Source organism: Rugosibacter aromaticivorans (genome assembly GCF_000934545.1).
Taxonomy (GTDB): Bacteria; Pseudomonadota; Gammaproteobacteria; order Burkholderiales; family Rhodocyclaceae; genus Rugosibacter; species Rugosibacter aromaticivorans.
In genome coordinates, this window is sequence record NZ_CP010554.1 from 2,481,388 (window position 1) to 2,499,955 (window position 18,568).

At 56.2% G+C, this 18,568-nt stretch carries 14 protein-coding genes and 1 CRISPR repeat array; of the genes, 1 reads left to right on the top strand and 13 read right to left on the bottom strand.

What is annotated here, in order from left to right:
* Positions 1-134: 134 nt before the first annotated feature.
* The 7 genes from PG1C_RS12325 to PG1C_RS12355 form a co-directional block, all read right to left on the bottom strand.
* Positions 135-1,814, bottom strand: coding sequence for a bifunctional protein-serine/threonine kinase/phosphatase (locus PG1C_RS12325; RefSeq protein ID WP_202635043.1), 1,680 nt, complete (start codon positions 1,812-1,814; stop codon positions 135-137).
* A 16-nt stretch (positions 1,815-1,830) separates the two neighbouring features.
* Positions 1,831-3,045 (bottom strand): nitrate/nitrite transporter, encoded by a 1,215-nt coding sequence (locus tag PG1C_RS12330; protein WP_202635044.1) that lies wholly within the window; start codon positions 3,043-3,045, stop codon positions 1,831-1,833.
* 259 nt (positions 3,046-3,304) lie between these two features.
* Positions 3,305-4,555 carry an alginate export family protein gene (locus PG1C_RS12335; RefSeq protein WP_202635045.1) on the bottom strand — a complete coding sequence of 417 codons (1,251 nt, stop codon included), beginning with the start codon at positions 4,553-4,555 and terminating at the stop codon, positions 3,305-3,307.
* 71 nt (positions 4,556-4,626) lie between these two features.
* Positions 4,627-5,433 (bottom strand): ABC transporter ATP-binding protein, encoded by an 807-nt coding sequence (locus PG1C_RS12340; RefSeq protein WP_348539358.1) that lies wholly within the window; start codon positions 5,431-5,433, stop codon positions 4,627-4,629.
* 20 nt (positions 5,434-5,453) lie between these two features.
* Positions 5,454-6,479 carry a nitrate ABC transporter permease gene (gene ntrB, locus PG1C_RS12345; RefSeq protein WP_237218184.1) on the bottom strand — a complete coding sequence of 342 codons (1,026 nt, stop codon included), beginning with the start codon at positions 6,477-6,479 and terminating at the stop codon, positions 5,454-5,456.
* Positions 6,480-6,503: 24 nt separating this feature from the next.
* Positions 6,504-7,703 (bottom strand): CmpA/NrtA family ABC transporter substrate-binding protein, encoded by a 1,200-nt coding sequence (locus PG1C_RS12350; protein ID WP_202637064.1) that lies wholly within the window; start codon positions 7,701-7,703, stop codon positions 6,504-6,506.
* A gap of 447 nt (positions 7,704-8,150) precedes the next feature.
* Positions 8,151-8,726: an ANTAR domain-containing response regulator gene (locus tag PG1C_RS12355; RefSeq protein WP_202635046.1), complete on the bottom strand. Its 576-nt coding sequence runs from the start codon at positions 8,724-8,726 to the stop codon at positions 8,151-8,153.
* Between the two features lie 498 nt (positions 8,727-9,224).
* On the opposite strand from PG1C_RS12355, the gene PG1C_RS12360 reads away from it, so the two are divergent.
* Entirely contained in the window at positions 9,225-9,497 is a 273-nt protein-coding gene (locus tag PG1C_RS12360; RefSeq protein WP_202635047.1) for a hypothetical protein, read from the top strand.
* 1,411 nt (positions 9,498-10,908) lie between these two features.
* A CRISPR array of direct repeats spans positions 10,909-12,887; the repeat unit is 37 nt; unit sequence GTTTCAATCCTCGCCCCCCGTTGCCGAGGGGCGCGAC.
* Positions 12,888-13,081: 194 nt separating this feature from the next.
* Here the strand turns inward: PG1C_RS12360 and cas2 are convergent.
* The 6 genes from cas2 to cas8c form a co-directional block, all read right to left on the bottom strand.
* Positions 13,082-13,372, bottom strand: a complete 291-nt coding sequence (gene cas2 / locus PG1C_RS12365) for a CRISPR-associated endonuclease Cas2 (protein WP_202635048.1) — start codon at positions 13,370-13,372, stop codon at positions 13,082-13,084.
* Between the two features lie 4 nt (positions 13,373-13,376).
* Positions 13,377-14,408, bottom strand: coding sequence for a type I-C CRISPR-associated endonuclease Cas1c (gene cas1c / locus PG1C_RS12370; RefSeq protein WP_202635049.1), 1,032 nt, complete (start codon positions 14,406-14,408; stop codon positions 13,377-13,379).
* A 1-nt stretch (position 14,409) separates the two neighbouring features.
* Positions 14,410-15,060, bottom strand: a complete 651-nt coding sequence (cas4, locus tag PG1C_RS12375) for a CRISPR-associated protein Cas4 (RefSeq protein WP_237218185.1) — start codon at positions 15,058-15,060, stop codon at positions 14,410-14,412.
* 7 nt (positions 15,061-15,067) lie between these two features.
* Entirely contained in the window at positions 15,068-15,520 is a 453-nt protein-coding gene (locus PG1C_RS12380; RefSeq protein WP_202635050.1) for a DUF433 domain-containing protein, read from the bottom strand.
* Positions 15,521-15,660: 140 nt separating this feature from the next.
* Entirely contained in the window at positions 15,661-16,611 is a 951-nt protein-coding gene (gene cas7c / locus PG1C_RS12385) for a type I-C CRISPR-associated protein Cas7/Csd2 (RefSeq protein ID WP_202635051.1), read from the bottom strand.
* Between the two features lie 29 nt (positions 16,612-16,640).
* Positions 16,641-18,566, bottom strand: a complete 1,926-nt coding sequence (gene cas8c / locus PG1C_RS12390; RefSeq protein ID WP_202635052.1) for a type I-C CRISPR-associated protein Cas8c/Csd1 — start codon at positions 18,564-18,566, stop codon at positions 16,641-16,643.
* Positions 18,567-18,568: the final 2 nt, after the last annotated feature.

Sequence of the window (18,568 nt, forward strand, 5' to 3'; positions counted from 1 at the left end):
CCACTCTGGCACACCAACGTCTTGATTCAAAAGGGAGGCTCACTGATCCTTTGTGTCGCAAGCCTATCTCTGCCGCACCGCCATGGTGCATGATTTTTCAAACACCCCTAATTGGTTCAATTCACTGGCATACCTCATTGCCGCGACAACCAAAAAGCCAGCACCAGATTGAGCATCAGCGAAATACCCAGAATGATTTTCAACGTCAGCGATGGATTCCGTGCCGCCAGGGGAATGCGCCGTGCTGAAGTCAGCGGCCGGTAAGCCCCGCGTTCAAGCGCCAAAACAAATTCCTCGGCGGTTTCAAAACGATCCGCCGGTTCCCGCGCGCACGCCTTGAGCAAAATGGTTTCCAGCCACTCGGGAATATCTCGGCGATAGCGAGTCGGCGGTGTGGGTTGCGCAAAACGCGGAGTCTGAAAGGGCTCGATCTCGCCGTAGGGATACTTGCGTGTCAGCAGTTCATACAGTGTGACACCACAGGAATAAAGATCGCTCCCTTCATTCGCCGTGCCGTCCGTGAATAGCTCAGGCGCCATGTACGAGGGCGTTCCGGGGTTGTTGATTTCACTCAAGCGATCACCGTCGCTGGCGGCCACCCCCAGATCGAGCACCGTGATCTGCCCCTGCACGCCAAGCTGAATATTGTCGGGCTTGATGTCGCGATGAACGATCCCCAGCCGATGCAGCAAACCAACGGCCTTGAGCAAGCGCAAGCCAATGGCGGCCACCTCGTCCACATCGAAACGATGCCCGCGCGACAAGCGCGCCTTGAGCGATTCACCCTCATGCCAGGTCATCAAGTAGTACAGACAGGAACGCGCCGGATGGCTGACAACCTGTGGGAAACAAGGCGCAACAGCACGCCGCGCCAGCCATTCTTCATACACCAGCGCAGCGATTGATTCCGCATCACCCGCCTCGGGCCGCAGCGTTTTGAGTACCCGTGTTTCGCTGCCCTGCGCGACTTTGTAGAGCAGCGTCATGCGCGACTCATGCAGCACATCGAGCACACGCAGGCCATCAATTTGATCGCCGACTTTTAACTGCGGCGGCAAAGGCAGTTTTTGCGCGCCGTCGAGCCGATCGCGCAAATTCGATTGCGGTACCTTGATCACATGGGCGACCAACGCCGTGCAGTTATCGTTTGCGCCGCGCCGTACCGCTTCCAGCGCCAGGGCGTTTGCCGCCGCTTCGGCTGTGGCATGGCGCACCAGCAATTCGTTGATACCCGCGTCCCTTAACGTGCCCCAGACACCATCCGTCAGCAGGACAAATCGGTCGCCCGCTGTTAATTCGCCAGCCGCGTGATCGATCACCAAATGCTCATCCAGCCCCAGTGCGCGGCGCAACACATTGCTCAGTTCGGGATGCGGCCAGGTATGGTCTTCGGTAAGTTGTGTCAGTACGCCATCACGCCACAGATAAGCGCGCGAATCACCCACATGGCCCACGTAATAGCGGCTGCCGCGCAACACCAGGGCCGTCAAGGTAGTCGCCATGCCTGCGTATTCACGATTTTTGCGCGCCGTAGCGAGTAGCCAGCGATTGGCAGCGGTCAGCACCGTATCGAATGACTTTGCCACGCTCCAGGTATCCGGCGTGGCAAAATAATCGTTGAGCAAATTACGCACGGCATACTCAGCTGCCTCGCGCCCCTGGGCGTGACCGCCGACGCCATCGGCCACTGCCAGTAGCATGCCTTTGGCATCGAGCTCATCGCCCTCAGGCGTTGCCGCGCCTACATAGTCTTCATTGCGACTACGCAGCCCGACGAGCGTCGAGTGGGCGACATCGATCTGCAATTGTCTCATCCGCCTTACCGCCCGATCAAATGCGGGCAGCCGTCATCGTGGCAGCACCCCACGTCGTGCGCCACCGCGTTTTAACCGAGGTGAGGCCCGCCAACGCTGTAATAGCAAGCACTGCAAAAATCAGAAAACCGGCCTGATAACTACCCGTAATCTGCCGCGAATAGCCGAGGGAGGATGCCAGCCAGAAACCACCCACACCGCCCGCCATGCCGACCAGCCCGGTCATGACGCCAATCTCTTTGCGAAAGCGCTGCGGCACCAGCTGAAACACCGCACCATTACCCATGCCCAGCGCCAGCATGGCGAGAACAAAAACGCTCAATGCCATCCATGCCTGCGACAGGCCGATGCTGACGATGCCGAGAAAAATCGCCGCGAGCGCATACATGACGGTCAGGCTCCGGATGCCGCCAATACGATCTGCCACGCCACCACCAATAGGCCGCACTAATGAGCCGGCGAAAACACAGGCGGCAGTGAAAAAGCCCGCGGTTTTTGCATCCAGCCCGTATTGCGTATTGAAATAAATAGTCAGCGACGACGCGAGGCCAACAAAACCACCAAACGTCACCGCATAGAAAAACATGAACCACCAGGCATCTTTATCCTTGAGCACTGCCAAGTATTCAACCAGGCGCTTGGGCGGTGGGCACTCCGGCGCATCCTTGGCGAGCACTAGATACACCACGAATACGATAGCCAAAGGCACTAGCACAATGCCAAACACATTGCTCCAGCCATAGGCGGTGGCCAGGCTCGGTGCAAGCAACGCAGCCAGCGCTGTGCCAGAATTGCCCGCACCCGCAATACCCAAGGCCTTGCCTTGATGCTCCGCCGGATACCAGCGCGAAGCCAGCGGCAGGGCCACAGCAAACGAAGCACCCGCCACACCGAGGAACAGGCCAAACACCAGCGTTTGCTCATAGCTGTGAATGCCCGCTTGCCAGGCGTAAAACAGTGCGGCCATAACGACCACCTGCCCAATCGCCCCAGTCAGCTTCGGCTTTAAATGATCAACCAGCAGGCCCATGAACAACCGCAATATCGCACCTGCCAGCACAGGCGTTGCCACCATCAAACCGCGCTGGGCGTGAGTGAGCTGTAAATCCTGCGCGATCTGCACACCCAACGGGCCGAGGATGACCCAGACCATGAAGGCCAGATCAAAATAAAGGAAGGCGGCAAGCAGGGTCGGGGCATGCCCGGATTGCAGAAAAGATTTCTTGTCCATAAGTTCTCCTTGTTTGGTTCTTTTGGTTCTTACTGGTGACGAACAGCCACCATCTAATCTTTGATGCACTCTGAAAACTTACATAGCAGGTCGCATGCCAGATATGCACCAAACTTGATAATCATTGGCTGCACAAGGATCTAGAGAAAAAGTCGGCGCTGGTGATACGGCGGGAGTACGCTTTGTTGCACCGCAATAGCGCACACGCACGGCAGGCGCACCGGAATGAGGCGCGCCGTGCCGAACACCACCTATTAGATCAAAACTTCGCTTCGCCCCAGAGCCACACCTTATCGGTATCGACCGAGAAAGTTTTCGCGTTGTAGCTAGCGTACTTAATGCCAATCAGATAGTTCTTGGCGATGGGTTTGGTGACCTGAAGATTCCATTCCGTGCCGTAACGCGCATTGCCTTTGTCGGCGCGATAGTCGTGATAGATCGCATCGAGCTTGATGCCATAAAGCGCCGATCCCGCACCGAGGTAAGCATCTTTTAGCCCATTCACCGGCGTCGTCAAGAAGATATCTGCCCAGCCGTTGAAGGCATGCAAAGTAGCCAGCGGGGTCTGGAAGCTCTTCGTGCCATTGCCTTCAAGGAGTTCATAACCCAGTTTCACAATATTCACGCCTTTGGCCAGCCCCGCCTCAAGGAAGGCATAGTCGACACTGTAATTCGCCGGATTTTTTTTGTAGTCCGACTGTGATGCGTACTCGGCGGTATAGAGCAGCTTCATGCCTTCAGCGATAGCGGTGTCACCCTTCAAACGCAGGCCCCAGGTCTGTGTCGAGCTCGTGGCGAAATCGGCATAGTCGAGCAGATAACCATAGCCAACAATTTCGCCGACACGCCAGCCTTTGTAGCTAACGTTGAGAATCGGCGACTTCATGTGGGCATTGCCCACGTTGGCAAATGTGGCAACGGGGGGTTTGCTTTGGTCGCTGAACACTCGATTAGCGTTATAGATGTAGCCTGCGGTGATTGTCGTTGCGGGCAAGGATTGATTGACCACGGTCAACCCGTCGAAAGTTTGTTCATTTTGCCGCCAGCCGACGTTGCCGATGAAGCGCTGGTTATCCAGCACAATGCGCTGCCGACCATATTTCAGTTTGGTATTGGGCAACCCGGAGTAACTCAGGTAAGCCTGATTGACCTCGGTGAATTCCGGATCAGCAATAATGGAATAAGCGGTCTTGCGATTGGTCGTGCTGTTGTAATTGTCCGTACCCAGCACGCTCAAATGTTCGCCTTCCAGCATCACGCCAAACCCTTTGAATTCGCCGGTCTCGTAACCAAACCGCAGGCGCAAAGTCGAGGCATTGGCGGCTTTGAGCGCATTCTCCTGGCTCACGCTTTCATAGCGGTAGCGGGCGTCTAGCGAGGGCTTGCCGCCTGTGATGGCGTCAGCAAAACTGTCTCCCGCAAAGGCAGGCAACGCCAGCAGGGATAGCGACAGTGAGAGCGAAACGGCGTGCGCCAGTTGGGTTGAAATCAGTGATGAGCGACGTGACATAGCAGTATCTCCAGAAAAATGCTTGATAAATAAAAGTAAAAAAACAAAAATCGTTTGCGGGCGTTTGTGGCCTAGGCCACTTTTTTCAGTTGCTTGCGATAGAGGAACTCGAACACCGCCGCGCGGTAAGCGGCGAATCGGGTGTCATTTGCCAGCGCTACTCTGTCACGCGGGCGTGGCAGATCAACCGTGACAATCTCACCTATCGTCGCCGCCGGCCCATTGGTCATCATCACGATGCGGTCCGACAACAGCACCGCTTCATCCACATCGTGCGTCACCATCACCACCGTGGCGCCGGTCTTGGCCAGCACGCCATTGAGCTCATCCTGCAAACTGGCGCGGGTGAGCGCATCGAGTGCGCCAAAGGGCTCATCCATCAACAGGATGCGCGGCTCCATGGCAAACGCGCGGGCAATGCCGACACGCTGCTTCATGCCGCCGGAAATTTCATGCGGATATTTATCCAGCGCGTGTGCCATATGCACCATTTCGAGCGCGGCAACGACTCGTTCGACGAGTTTCGCTTTGCGCTCCTTACGCCCGAAAACACGTTCAACAGCCAGCATCACATTTTCAGAGCACGTCATCCAGGGCAACAAGGAATGATTCTGGAACACCACGGCACGCTCCGGCCCCGGCCCGGCGATTTCGCGGTTATCGCACAGCAGCACGCCATGTGTTGGCAACGTCAAGCCAGCAATGAGGTTAAGCAGCGTCGATTTACCACAGCCCGAATGCCCGATCAGCGACACGACTTCACCCGGACTGATCGCCAGATTGATGTCACGCAGGGCAACAAAGCGGCCGGCTCGCGCAGGAAATTCCTGGCCGACACTTTCGATTTTGACGATGGGCTTCATGGCGGTATTCATCATGGGGTTCATATCGCGCCTCCTCAACGTGATTCGTAAGTAAATCGCTTGGCCAGCAACAGCAGCATCTGCTCCAGCGTAAATCCCACAATGCCGATGACAAAGATGGCGATGATGATGTGTTCAACCTTGAGGCTGTTCCATTCATCCCACACCCAGAAACCGATGCCCACGCCTCCGGTCAGCATTTCCGCCGCGACGATCACCAACCAGGCGGTGCCGATGGATAAGCGAATGCCGGTCAACAGGTAGGGCAGCACAGCGGGGAAGAGAATCCTGGTGATCACCTTGTCTTCGGACAAACCCAGCACCCGCGCCACGTTCAGATAATCCTGCGGCACGCGCTGCACGCCCTGTGCGGTGTTGAGAATCATCGGCCAGATAGAACAGATGAAAATGGTCCACGTTGCGGCAGGATCAGCGCGCTTGAATACCAGCAAACCAATCGGCAGCCAGGCCAAGGGCGACACCGGGCGCAGCAGACTGATGACCGGATCGAACATGCGATTCACGAAGCTGAAGCGTCCCAGCAAAAAGCCCATCGGAATCCCTACCAGCGCGGCAAAACCAAAGCCGACACCCACGCGCTGTAGCGAGGAAAGCACATTCCAGCCGATGCCCTGATCATTCGGGCCATTGCGATAGAACGGGTCAGCAAACAACTTCGTCGCCGCATTCCACGTTTGCATCGGGCCAGGAATTGAACTGTTCTTGACGGCTATCAGTGCCCAGAGGCCGATCAGCAAACCAATACCCAGCAGCGGCGGAATTACCGTTTTCGCAAACTCACGCGCACCGTGAACTAACCGTTCTCCGCTTCCCGGCCCCAAGGCAGGAGAAACTTCTTGCGCGCTGGCCCGCACCGAGACCTTGACTCCAGCACTGGATGGCGCGATTTCTGTAAAAGTCTTGAGTCCGTCTCTGGACGGCGCTGGTGACACGGCGGCCTGTGTGGACGAGGCCGCCGCTTCAACCACTATTTCCGCCGCCGCATCCCCTTCTGCCGCCATCATCGACCCCACGTTTTTAAAAACAATGACTGCGCTCATGATGTGCTCCCTTCTTGCACAAACTCAGGCGTGAATTTTGAAAGACGCGGCATATTTCTTCGGGTCTTTCCCATCCCACAGCACACCGTCGATCAATTTGCTCGACCGCATATCGCTCTTCGGCAACGCAACCTTGGCAGCCGCTGCCGCTTGCTTGTATACGTCAATGCGATTGATCTGTTTGGCCACCGCGAGATAGTCCGGATCGCTCTTCAGCAAACCCCAACGTCTGTGCTGGGTCAGGAACCACATGCCATCTGAGAGGTAGGGGAAGTTCACCGCGCCGTCGTTAAAGAACTTCATGTGATTTTTGTCATCCCACGTTTTACCCAGTCCATTGGAATAACGGCCCAGCATGCGTTCGAGAATCACATCCATATCGGTGTTGATGTAGGCCTTTTGCGCCACGGTTTCGGCCGTGAAGCGGCGATTCGCTAACGACGCATCAATCCAGCGGCCCGCATCGAGCACCGCCGCCGTCATGGCGCGCGCTGTGTTCGGATTTTTAGCAACCCAATCGGCTGTGGTACCGAGCACCTTCTCAGGGTGATCAGTCCAGATGTCTTGCGTAGTGGCCGCGGTAAAGCCGATTTTGTCGATAATGGCACGGTTGTTCCACGGCTCGCCAACGCAAAAGCCGTCCATGTTGCCAACGCGCATATTGGCCACCATTTGCGGTGGCGGCACCACGATGTTCTTCACATCCTTGAACGGATCAATGCCCTGCGCCGCCAGCCAGTAATAAAGCCACATGGCATGCGTGCCCGTGGGGAAAGTCTGCGCAAAGGTGTATTCACGTTCCTTCTTGGCGATCAATTTGGCCAGTGACGGGCCATTGATCGCCCCTTTGTCTTTCAACTGGTTCGACAAGGTGACGGCCTGGCCGTTGTTGTTCAAACTCATCAGCACCGCCATGTCCTTCTTCGGCCCGCCAATGCCCAGATGCACGCCATACACCAGGCCATACAGCACGTGCGCCGCATCCAGCTCACCATTCACCAGTTTGTCGCGCACCGCAGCCCACGAGGCTTCTTTGCTGGCAATAATCTTGATGCCATATTTCTCATCGAACTTATTCACCGCCGCCATGACAACCGACGAACAATCCGTGAGCGGAATGAAGCCGATGCGCACCTCTTTTTTCTCCGGCGCATCCGAACCGGCTGCCCAGGCAGCAGAGCGGATGCCAGGTGGCACCATACCCATCAGCGCAGCGCCTGTCATGAGCGTTGCCCCTTGACGCAAAAAATTGCGCCGTTTTTGAGCATCGGCAGATGATTCCACAGACGACTCGACAGACAACTCAGCAGATGATTCCGCAAGCGCAGTAGGTGGCAGGCTATCTTCATGTTTCATTGCGATCTCCAAAGTTATGTCATTAATCAAAATGGCAAAAAAAAACAGCATCCGTTCCAGCCCAATATCAATGAGCATGAAACAGACACCGTTGTCTTTTGCGCCGAACCGCCGTTGATTCAGCGCATAGGGATTACATAGCAACCAGCGTGCCAGCAGCGTTCAATAAAAACCTAACACCCACTACGCCTGGAATTCAAAGGGAATCGAGGGAGTCACGCGAAAAGTCGGCACTGGCGAGACGGCGGAATAGCGCAAATGCTGCACCGCAATAGCGCACAAATCCACTTTTTGCACCGGAATGAGGCGCGCTGATCACAACAAAAACTTGGCCATCGCTACCAGATCGCCCGCCACTTTAACCAATGGCTGGGCGCGTTCCATCGCCAGTTTACGTAGCGCCGCATAGGCCTGACCTTCATCCAGCCCGCGCGTTTTCATCAGGATGCCCTTGGCTTTTTCCACGATCTTGCGCTCAGACAGCTTCTGCGTCGCTGTCGCCACTTCCCGCTTCAAACGCTGGTGTTCCTCAAAGCGTGCAATAGCCACATCGACAATCGGTTTCAGCCGCGCCAGATCGAGGTTATCCACCACATAGGCTGAGACGCCAGCCTTGAACGCAGCACGCATGACGTCGCTATCGTTCTCATGCGTCAGCATGATCACCGGACGCGGCATATCGCGCGACATTACCGCCAGATTCTCCAGCGTATCGCGGGAAGGCGAATTGGTTTCGATCAAAATGACATCCGGTTTGATGGCCTCAATCTGTGCCGTCAGATCCAGCACGGACGGCAATACGGCCGCCACCTGATGCCCCGCCGTGACCAGTCCCGCACAGAGCTCTGCCGCCCGCACCCGGGATTCGTCGATGATGAGAATACGCAACATGCAGAAAATGCATGCAAGAGGTATGCCGAAAGACAACATACGTTCCGGTAGCGACATCGTGCAGATGTCTGGTCCGAGTTTCAATCCTCGCCCCCCGTTGCCGAGGGGCGCGACTAGATGTTTACTGGAATGGGCTGCTTGATAACGGGTTTCAATCCTCGCCCCCCGTTGCCGAGGGGCGCGACCCAAACTATGTGGACAGTGTGACCCCCAGCGAGAATACAGTGGCGCATGCGCTGATGGAACGTGCTCAAGCGGTTCCACGGCTCCCAGAAGAAATGACACTCTTGGAATTGGTGCAGAGTAGAATCCCGGACGCGCAGCCGATTGACGTTATCGAGGCCGCAGAGGAGTATGCTTCAAAGGTTGAGGGAGGAGACGCGCCCTTTGACCAGTTGACGTTTGCCGAGCAGGCACAGTGGGTTCGAGCCTACATTAACTGGCAGGATGGTAGTATTACCTCGCAGATAATTACGCGTATTCGTGGAGACATTGCAGATGCCAACCGACAAGCTACCGTCAGAAAACAGACCCCCGAGCTACAAGGAGCGGCGTCTGGCCCGCGAGGCGACAATGACGCCCGCGGAGAGGGCCGAGCAGTTGAAAAAGGATCAACTGTGGAAGGAGTTTTCAGACCAGTTCCGGGCGCAGGTGCGGGAGCAGCACGGGGCCTCGAATCAAGCAGTGCCCCCACAACTGAAGCCGTCAGTGCTTCCCCACGAAGCAGCGATGCCCAAGAGTCAGCCAGCGCGCCCGAAGATCAAGGAGTAACCGCCAGGGCCATTGAGGCCCGGTGGAACGAAGCAGGGTCAGTTCCGTGGAGAGAGCTGACCGACGAACAGAAGAATTACATCCTCGGTTCCGGCACGTGGGCAGAAGTTGACGAAGCGGCTTCCGAGGTGCGGGAAGAGCTTGCGCGGGGGGGTGAGGACATGGTGTTCGCCCGCCAGAAGTCAACGGGGGCTCCGCTCAGTGTCGCTCGTGTCCAGACGATTGTCGACGGGATCATCCGGTTGTGGAAGCCGGAAAGTAAGGCACACGTAATTGTTCTTGGGCGCGCCGAAGAGCTTCCAGCGGAGGTCAAAGACCACGCGGCTAAGGAAGGCGTGCCACTGAGTGAAATTCATGGGGTCCTCCATAAAGGGTACGCCTATATAGTAGCGGAAAACACCCGCACCGCAGCGGACGTTAAAGAAGCGCTACTGCATGAATCACTGGGGCATGGAGGCCTTCGCGCCTTGCTGGGGGATAGCCGCCCCAAGGTGCTGCTTGAAATTTTCCATCAGGCGGGCGGTATCGAGGGGCTGCGCACGATGGCGAAGCGGTTCGGTGCGTTGGATCAGTTCGATCTGTACGTCCCTTCCAGCCTGACGACCGATGTCCAGAGAGTAGCTCTGACGGACGAGCTCATGGCGCAGGTCGCGGGTAAAGCCACGGGGGGTTGGAAAACGGCGATCCTTAAATGGTTGGGCGATCTGCGGCAGTGGGTGCGCGTGTTTGCAGAAAAAAACGACCTTCCCCTATTAGCGGGCTGGGTTGAGCAGTTCAACTCGGTGGACTTGATACGGATGCTAGCCGAAGCGCGCGACGCCGCACTGTCTGGTGCTAGCTGGGATGGCAATGATGTTGCCTTCAGTGTCTCTCCCGATAGCGCGGCGAAAACCGCACCCAGTTCACTGCCGGAGTTCAAGACTTTTACGGAGTCAACGATTTCCGAAATGGTACAGCGGGCCAAGGCCACGGCGCTTGACCTGACGAGCAAGGCGCTCGACAAGGTCATGTTCCTGCACGATCTGGTTGAGCGGGCCACCAAGCAGGGGCTCACTTCCGCCGCGGCGTTCCAGCGCGCCATGAATGAAAAGGATCAGATCAAGAACCGCATGGAAAAAGCGGTCGATGAAATCATGGAGCGGGCCTCCAACGTCACGGACAAAGCCGCCGTGGAGAGCTTTCTGAAAGATTCCACCATGTCACGTAAGTGGGGCTATGCACCGTTGTGGAAAAGCGATGTGGTTGTGGATGCGGGAATGAAGTCGCGCTATGAAGCCCTGTCTGCCAGCGGACGCGATGTGGTCGACGCTATCCTGCAACACGGAGAGAAAACTTATGCTGACGTTAAACGGCTTATGGTTCAGGCAGTCAACACCGAGCTGGATGCAATGGCCAAGCGCTTCCCGCACAAGTTTCAATCCTCGCCCCCCGTTGCCGAGGGGCGCGACTTGAAAAGATCGCGCCGCTCGTTGCACAGGGGATGTTTCAATCCTCGCCCCCCGTTGCCGAGGGGCGCGACCCAAATCAGGAAGCACCGCGCCGGCCCCATCGTGTTTCAATCCTCGCCCCCCGTTGCCGAGGGGCGCGACCCCATCACGGCGTCGCCAATGACCCCTGACATCGTTTGTTTCAATCCTCGCCCCCCGTTGCCGAGGGGCGCGACACAGCAAGATGTGTAAATGCGGGTGCCAGCCATTGTTTCAATCCTCGCCCCCCGTTGCCGAGGGGCGCGACCTGGCTGTTTTCCGATCTGTGATGAAACTTGATCGGTTTCAATCCTCGCCCCCCGTTGCCGAGGGGCGCGACTAGCGAGATTACCGCCTTCTTGCCACACTGCCCAGTTTCAATCCTCGCCCCCCGTTGCCGAGGGGCGCGACCCGGAAAACGGGGCAAGCGGCTGCTTTTTGGATGGTTTCAATCCTCGCCCCCCGTTGCCGAGGGGCGCGACTATGCGAATCGTTCGCGGCGTTTAAATCCACCACTGTTTCAATCCTCGCCCCCCGTTGCCGAGGGGCGCGACCCGAGTTGAAGAAGGTTTCCGGCTAGATCATGGAGTTTCAATCCTCGCCCCCCGTTGCCGAGGGGCGCGACGTTAAAAAAGCCTGTTCCTATTGGGTAAAAGCAATGTTTCAATCCTCGCCCCCCGTTGCCGAGGGGCGCGACTGGGGCCGAAGTTATTGAGTCGACGAAATGGGCAGGTTTCAATCCTCGCCCCCCGTTGCCGAGGGGCGCGACGAGAAAGAGAGGGCGATTCGTCTGCGTTTGCGAGATGTTTCAATCCTCGCCCCCCGTTGCCGAGGGGCGCGACAACGAAAAGCTGCGTTAACGAAGGTGGTGGCATGAGTTTCAATCCTCGCCCCCCGTTGCCGAGGGGCGCGACGTGGGCTCATCTTCTAATGTAAGCAAATATGCAGCTGTTTCAATCCTCGCCCCCCGTTGCCGAGGGGCGCGACTTTTGATGATGATTATGGAATATCGACTCTCAAAAGGTGTTTCAATCCTCGCCCCCCGTTGCCGAGGGGCGCGACAGGCTGGCCCTTGGCTGAGTTCGCGGAACTGGAATGTTTCAATCCTCGCCCCCCGTTGCCGAGGGGCGCGACCCCTAGCCACCTTTTCCTCGGCACACACGAAGAAGTTTCAATCCTCGCCCCCCGTTGCCGAGGGGCGCGACGACGGCTGGCGCAGAAGGGATGACGGCGTTTGAAAAGTTTCAATCCTCGCCCCCCGTTGCCGAGGGGCGCGACGAAGCGTTTGCGTATCCGCTAACAATCCAGCAATGTTTCAATCCTCGCCCCCCGTTGCCGAGGGGCGCGACCTTTCCGGTAGGTTTCCCACGCGCCTGGCGTCAAGTTTCAATCCTCGCCCCCCGTTGCCGAGGGGCGCGACGTCAACAAAAGCAGAAGTAAAAGCAAACCCTATGGGTTTCAATCCTCGCCCCCCGTTGCCGAGGGGCGCGACCGGCTATGACATGCGAATCATTCCCTCCGCGGGAAATGTTTCAATCCTCGCCCCCCGTTGCCGAGGGGCGCGACTTTCACCAGCTACATTTCTGCGAAGTACAAACTACCGTTTCAATCCTCGCCCCCCGTTGCCGAGGGGCGCGACCGTAATTCGGCCCGGTAACACCTTTTGAACTAGCGTTTCAATCCTCGCCCCCCGTTGCCGAGGGGCGCGACGCGGCCAAAGTTCGGCCACTTTCGCATTTCGCTCCGTTTCAATCCTCGCCCCCCGTTGCCGAGGGGCGCGACATCGGGGAGCGTTCCAAGTTTCCGTCTTACGATGGTTTCAATCCTCGCCCCCCGTTGCCGAGGGGCGCGACAAGAGTGCGCGAAGCTTTCGCCGCGCTTGGGCATGTTTCAATCCTCGCCCCCCGTTGCCGAGGGGCGCGACGGTTCGCGCACAACAGGCGGAAATCACGGATATTTCGGCACGCATTTCGCGAACCGGTGCTCGAACCATTTTCCGTGCTTCCATTGGATACCCAATCAACTGACGTTGTCCCAAGAATTCAACTACTTGAATGTTGCGCGAACCTCCCCGCTTTTTCATGTGAGCTTAGGGTTCGCGCTACACGCCATCACCTTCTACAACACGAGCGGCCCATCAAAATCGGTGGCTTTGAAAACCCCGTGCTCTCTCACTTCGCAGCCTCTCGACTCGGCCAAACGATAGAGACGCAGATTATCCTCCTCCGGCTTGATTTCGGCCAGCAGGCGCCGCTCCAATTCTTCCATTTTTGCCAGATCGATCTGAAATTCGAAGACCGATTTTTGCACTCGCTGCCCAACACCTTCGCACACGCGCGCGACGCGGCGTAGCCTGCGCCGCCCTTCGCGGGTTTCGGTATTCACGTCGTAGCAGACGATGACCAGCATGACATCAGCGTAGCAGGAAAGGCAAATAGCTTTCCATATCGCCGCGCAGGGTGCGGGCAAGAAAGCGCGCCTGCAACTGCGGCAGCAGACCGAGCGCGACCGGCTGCTCCAGCAGCGGATGGGACAGCGTTTCCTGTTTGCGTTCCTGCCACGCCACCACCACCGTCTTGCGCCCCTGCTCGGCGAGCGTCACGCCACCGCCTTCGTGCAGCGTGAAATCGCCGGCCTGCACCTGACCGCGATTCACCAGCGTCAGGGCCAGTCGATCTGCCTGGTGGCGAAACTCTTCCATCAGGTCGAGCGCCAGCGCCGCCCTTCCCGGTCGCACGGCATGCAGGAAACCCAACTGCGGATCGAGGCCGACCGATTCCAATGCAGAACGGCAGTCATTCATCAACATGGCATAGAGGAAAGAGAGCAGCGCGTTCATGCGGTCACGCGGTGGCCGGCGGGTACGGCCGTCCAGCGAAAAGTCCTCCCGCACATCGGTGCGCACGATGAAGTTGATGCACCCGAAATACTGCCGCGCCGCCTCGCCTTCAACGCCGCGCACGACATCCAGATCAGCCGCGCCGGGCAAAGCACGCAGGGCCGCCGCCAGGTCATCAGCACCGCGCGACAAGACACTGGCATCGGCCGCATCCTTTGCCTCGCGCGCGCCGCGCAGCAACACCTGCCGGCTGTTGCGCAGCTTGCCGGCAATGCAGGCGCGCGCCACTTCCAGCGTGAAGGCCGCGTCATTCGCCTTCTCATGCTGGGCACGGCGCAGCAGGATGTTGCCCGACACCGGACCTTCCAGCCGCGCCTTGAAACGGCCATTGCCGTCGAGCAGCACCAGACTCTGTCCGTTGTCCGCCAAGCGGTGCATCAGGGCTGGCGAGACCAGCACGTTGCCAAAGACGACGATGCCACCCAGATGATGCAGCGGTACGCGCAATTTCGTTTCGCGCTCCACTTCGATCCGCACCGTGTCGTTATCCAGGTGCAGATAGGACAGAGGCGTGGTGACGTAAAGGGTATTGAGGAGAGTTTGCATCTCAGTTTCCCGGTTCAAATTCCGGTTCGAATAAATGCGCCACCAGCCTGCGCCGCTTGCCTTGCCCCGCAAGCGGCGCAGGCTGGCAAAGATCGATCAGCGAACATTCCTTGCAACGCTGGTCATTAACCGGCGGCGGCAAAGTCGGCGCTGACAGGGCGGTGCGCACTTCCACCACGCACGTCTCAACCGCCTGCCGCAGTTCCAGCGTGATCGCCACCTCGCGCCGACGGCGGGAAGTAGCGTGGTAAATGGCGCCGAGGGGCACGGCCTTGCCGGTCATCTCTTCGAGACACAGTGCTTGAGCGGCAAGCTGAATATCGTCGTTGACCCACTTCTTGCGAGCGCCGTGCTTGTACTCGACCGGATAAGGCGTGCCGTCGACCAAGAACTCCACTACATCACACTTGCCAACCAAGCCAAGACGTTCGCACCAGACCGGCAGAGCCGTCTCGATCTTTCGACCACTCACGGTTTCAGGGTGAATGACATCCACCCTGTCATGTTCCGCAACGCCGCGTGCCGTATGGATATTATTCGTGAACTCGCCCTCAAGATGAATCAGGCAGCAACGGCGCGGACAATAAGTCCAATGGTTGAGCGCCGATAGCGGGATGGCATCGTCGGCATTCCAGGTCATAGATGACAGCATGCCAATCTCACACGCTCAAAACTTCTTCTTGCGCAATAAACAAACGGATACGGCTTGGCAGTTCCTCTTCCGCAAAATGACAGCACACGGCATCCCGTACTTGCACGCGCAAGCTGTGCAGGTCGTCTGCTTCGGTAAAAATATCTACCTCAATCGCACTGGCGACGTAGCCATCATTCGGTGTCTGCTCGGCCACAAACTGGATTTCGCTCGTGTGCGCCAGCTTTGCTCCGGGAGTCAGTGCGAGGAGTCGACGCGCCGACGCAAGATGTTTTGCATAGGCCAGCGCGGCGAGGATGTCCTCCCGTGTGATATTGGGATAGGACTCCAAGATGTCATCGAAGGACCAGTCGCTGTCTAAACATCCCAGGATCAACTCGACGGATATCCGCGTGCCCTTGATGGTTGGTTTGCCGAGCAGGATGTCGGGGTTGGAAATGATGCGGTCGCGCCAGTCCATTGTCACTGTCTCATTGACATGATGTTCAGTTTAATGTGTTCCAGTTGGGTCGTCAGTCTTGCCGCATGGTAGTTAGGATAATTTCCAGAATAGCTGCGGTGGCTATCTGGGCATCAATGGCGCGAATTCTGCATGACAAATCACGCATCGTGTCTGTTGTGCAGTCGCACACCTTTCGGCAGATTATCTTTCGTCCATCCGCAAGTCACATGGTAATCAGCAAAAGATTCGGGGAAGCCCTTTGCCTTCGCTTCGTTGGTCAGATCGACCTTGATGCCTTCAAACAGTTTGTGCGCATGTGCGCAGCCCAAGCGGGCTTCGCGTTTATTTTGCTCTGCGTTGTTCTCGTGCTGTGTACCAACGTGTTCGAAGTCGTAAAGTCCGCGCACCACCATCTCGCCGCGCGCTGCGGAGCGATCATGCTCGAACATTTGCAGTATCGCTTTGAATAGCAAGTCGAGGTCGGCTTGTGTAAAGCCTGTGCGTTCTGCGAAGGCAGGAGAAACATAGCCCTTCGCGGCATAGAGCGCATACGGGACGATATGTTTATTGCCCATGGTGCGCTCCTTGGCCTTATCTGCCTCTTTGGTCACAGCACAACGGGTGATGGTGATTTCAAGCGGTGTAATTGGATGAAAAGATTGGCCGAAGGTGAACTGCACCGGGCCGCGCACTTGACCCCACGCAGAGCCTTTCATAACGTCGTCGCCAGTAGAGAGCACTCCGCCGAAAGTGCGAACATCATAAAATTCCCGACATAGCCATTTCATTGCTGCTTCAGCCTGTTTATCCTTGTCCTTTTGCTGCGCCTTGGCCGCTTCGATTCCTTTTTTCTGCTCGGTTTCAATCACCGCCCCTTGCTTGATGAGGATGTTGAATCCATTGGCGTCGCTATCGGCGCGACCATGTGGGAATTGTTCGACGAAATTTCTGACTTTACGCTTCAGGCACACGTCGGAGACAAGCCCGCGATTCGAGTTCGGGTCGAGCCGAGGCATATTGCCTGCATCAGGATCGCCATTCGGGTTGCCGTTGGTCACCTCAAACAACATCAGAAAATCGTGTCGGTTGGTCAGAATGTTATCGCTCATATTTGTCTCCTATATTCGGTTGGTTAATATTATTCGTTATCGGCAAGCTCTAACACGTCGTCAATTTCTTCAGGCTTCAGTTCGCCCGCTTTTTTCTTTTTCATGTATTCATCAATGGCTGCTTTACGTGCCGCCATTTGCTGATAGAAACCCAATGCAAATCGCCCCTGCTCGACCAAGGTGAAGTAACGGGAAAATTGCGGAGGAGTGCCTGGTATTGTCGGCACAAACAAACCGGCAATTTCAATAATGGAAGTCTTGATTTTGGCGGCTGCCCGTTGGCCATTCTCACCTTGTTGCCGGAGCTTTTTCAAATGGTGTTGATGAAGTTTCCAGAGTAGGGAGAATGCTGTATTAGGTGTTGTCGAGGCGGAGCCAAAGTAACGTTCAGCAATGGTTGATCCATCAAAACTACTTCCATGAGCAGATCGTTGGAGCGAGTCGAAAACTGCCAGCAATCTCCCGCAGTTATAGGCAGGATCATCGGTTTCAAAAACGTGTGTTTTCATTTCTGTTTTCCCCTCATTTCGTAGTTGGTGGTTGAGTATCAGTTTAATCAGGGCAAAGCGGCTTTGATCGTACAAAGCTTTCAAACCGTTCTTGGCGACGTTGGCTTTGAGGCGATCCAGAACAATCTTAAGCAATGTGATTGGAAGCGACTCATTCTTCAGTGCGGCGCGATAGAGTGCAGCAATCAAATCGGGATTGAGTTTTTCGCGGTCGAATTTACCATCGCTTTTTCGACTGATGGTGGTACATGCAAGCTGGTCAATAGACAAAGGGGCGCGGTCATCTTGTAAAGCACCATTGCCGCCGTATGGGGCAATGTCTAAATCCTCGAACCATTGCTTGAAATTTGACTCTGCATCCTGAACTGTAATTTGGAGCCAGTCCTTGACGATAATGCGTGGCCCTGCCGCAGAAAACGTAATGGCGATAAATCGCTCAAGCCCGTTTGGTGGCTGTTGAAATCCGCTCCACGGCGTAACCATAAATGCCCTGATGGTTCTCGGGTTTGGCTGCTTTAACAGGCGGGCAAAAATACTGGAAATCGCTTCCGTTTTTACAGCCCAAAAACACAGCCAAGCGGGGCCAATAGAAAGCCAATTATCTTCCTGTTTACTGAGATACTGTATGGCTGCGAGATAAGCTTTTGAAGCTTCGATTGATACCGGTGCATTGAAACTCTGCTCTAAGCCGTAAGAGCAAAAAGCATCTTTATCAAAACCAACCAACCCTGCACCCGTAGGCCTTGCTGGTTTCGGCAGGCCTGTCACCATCGGCGTATGGGTTCGCGCGATGGAAACATTCTGTTGGCCGGTGATTAGACACAATCCCTTTTGAGCTGTGCCATCAGTCTCCGCCACTTCGCCCTTATAGGCTTGCCGCCAATAAGGGCGAACAACATTTTCGTCGTTGATGAGAATCTCGCCATCAACAGAAAATGTAAGAAGATCGGAACCTAATTTGATTTCACTGCCATCTGCTTTTCGAATCATCCATTTTGGCGACCCCGATGTTTCCAACCTCAAGAACGATGGCGGGCTTCCCTGGAGCCGCTTGTAAAATCTAAGCAGCAAAGCAAATGCAGGGTATTGTGTGGTCGTAGATGCCTTAGCGATCTGCCGCCAAAAATCATCATGTTTTACACGAAGGTTGTTTGTAGCACGAAGATTTAGCTCTTGCTCAGGCTTCGTATTCAAGTTGAATAATGCGCCAATGTCATCCACCAGAAAATCGGAAACTTGCCCGCCGCCAGTTGGCCTTGTGGTTTTGGGTATCGAAAATTCAAGCGCTTTTTTCTCTTTGTCTATGTGAGTTTCGATTGGGCCTTCACCGATTAGCTGACCTTCCTTGTCGAGTTGGATAATCCAGCGAACGGCTTTTTTGACAAAAGCTGGGTCTTCCAACAGGTTTTTAGTTAACGCAAAGTCGTATAGCTCTTTAAGCAGCATCG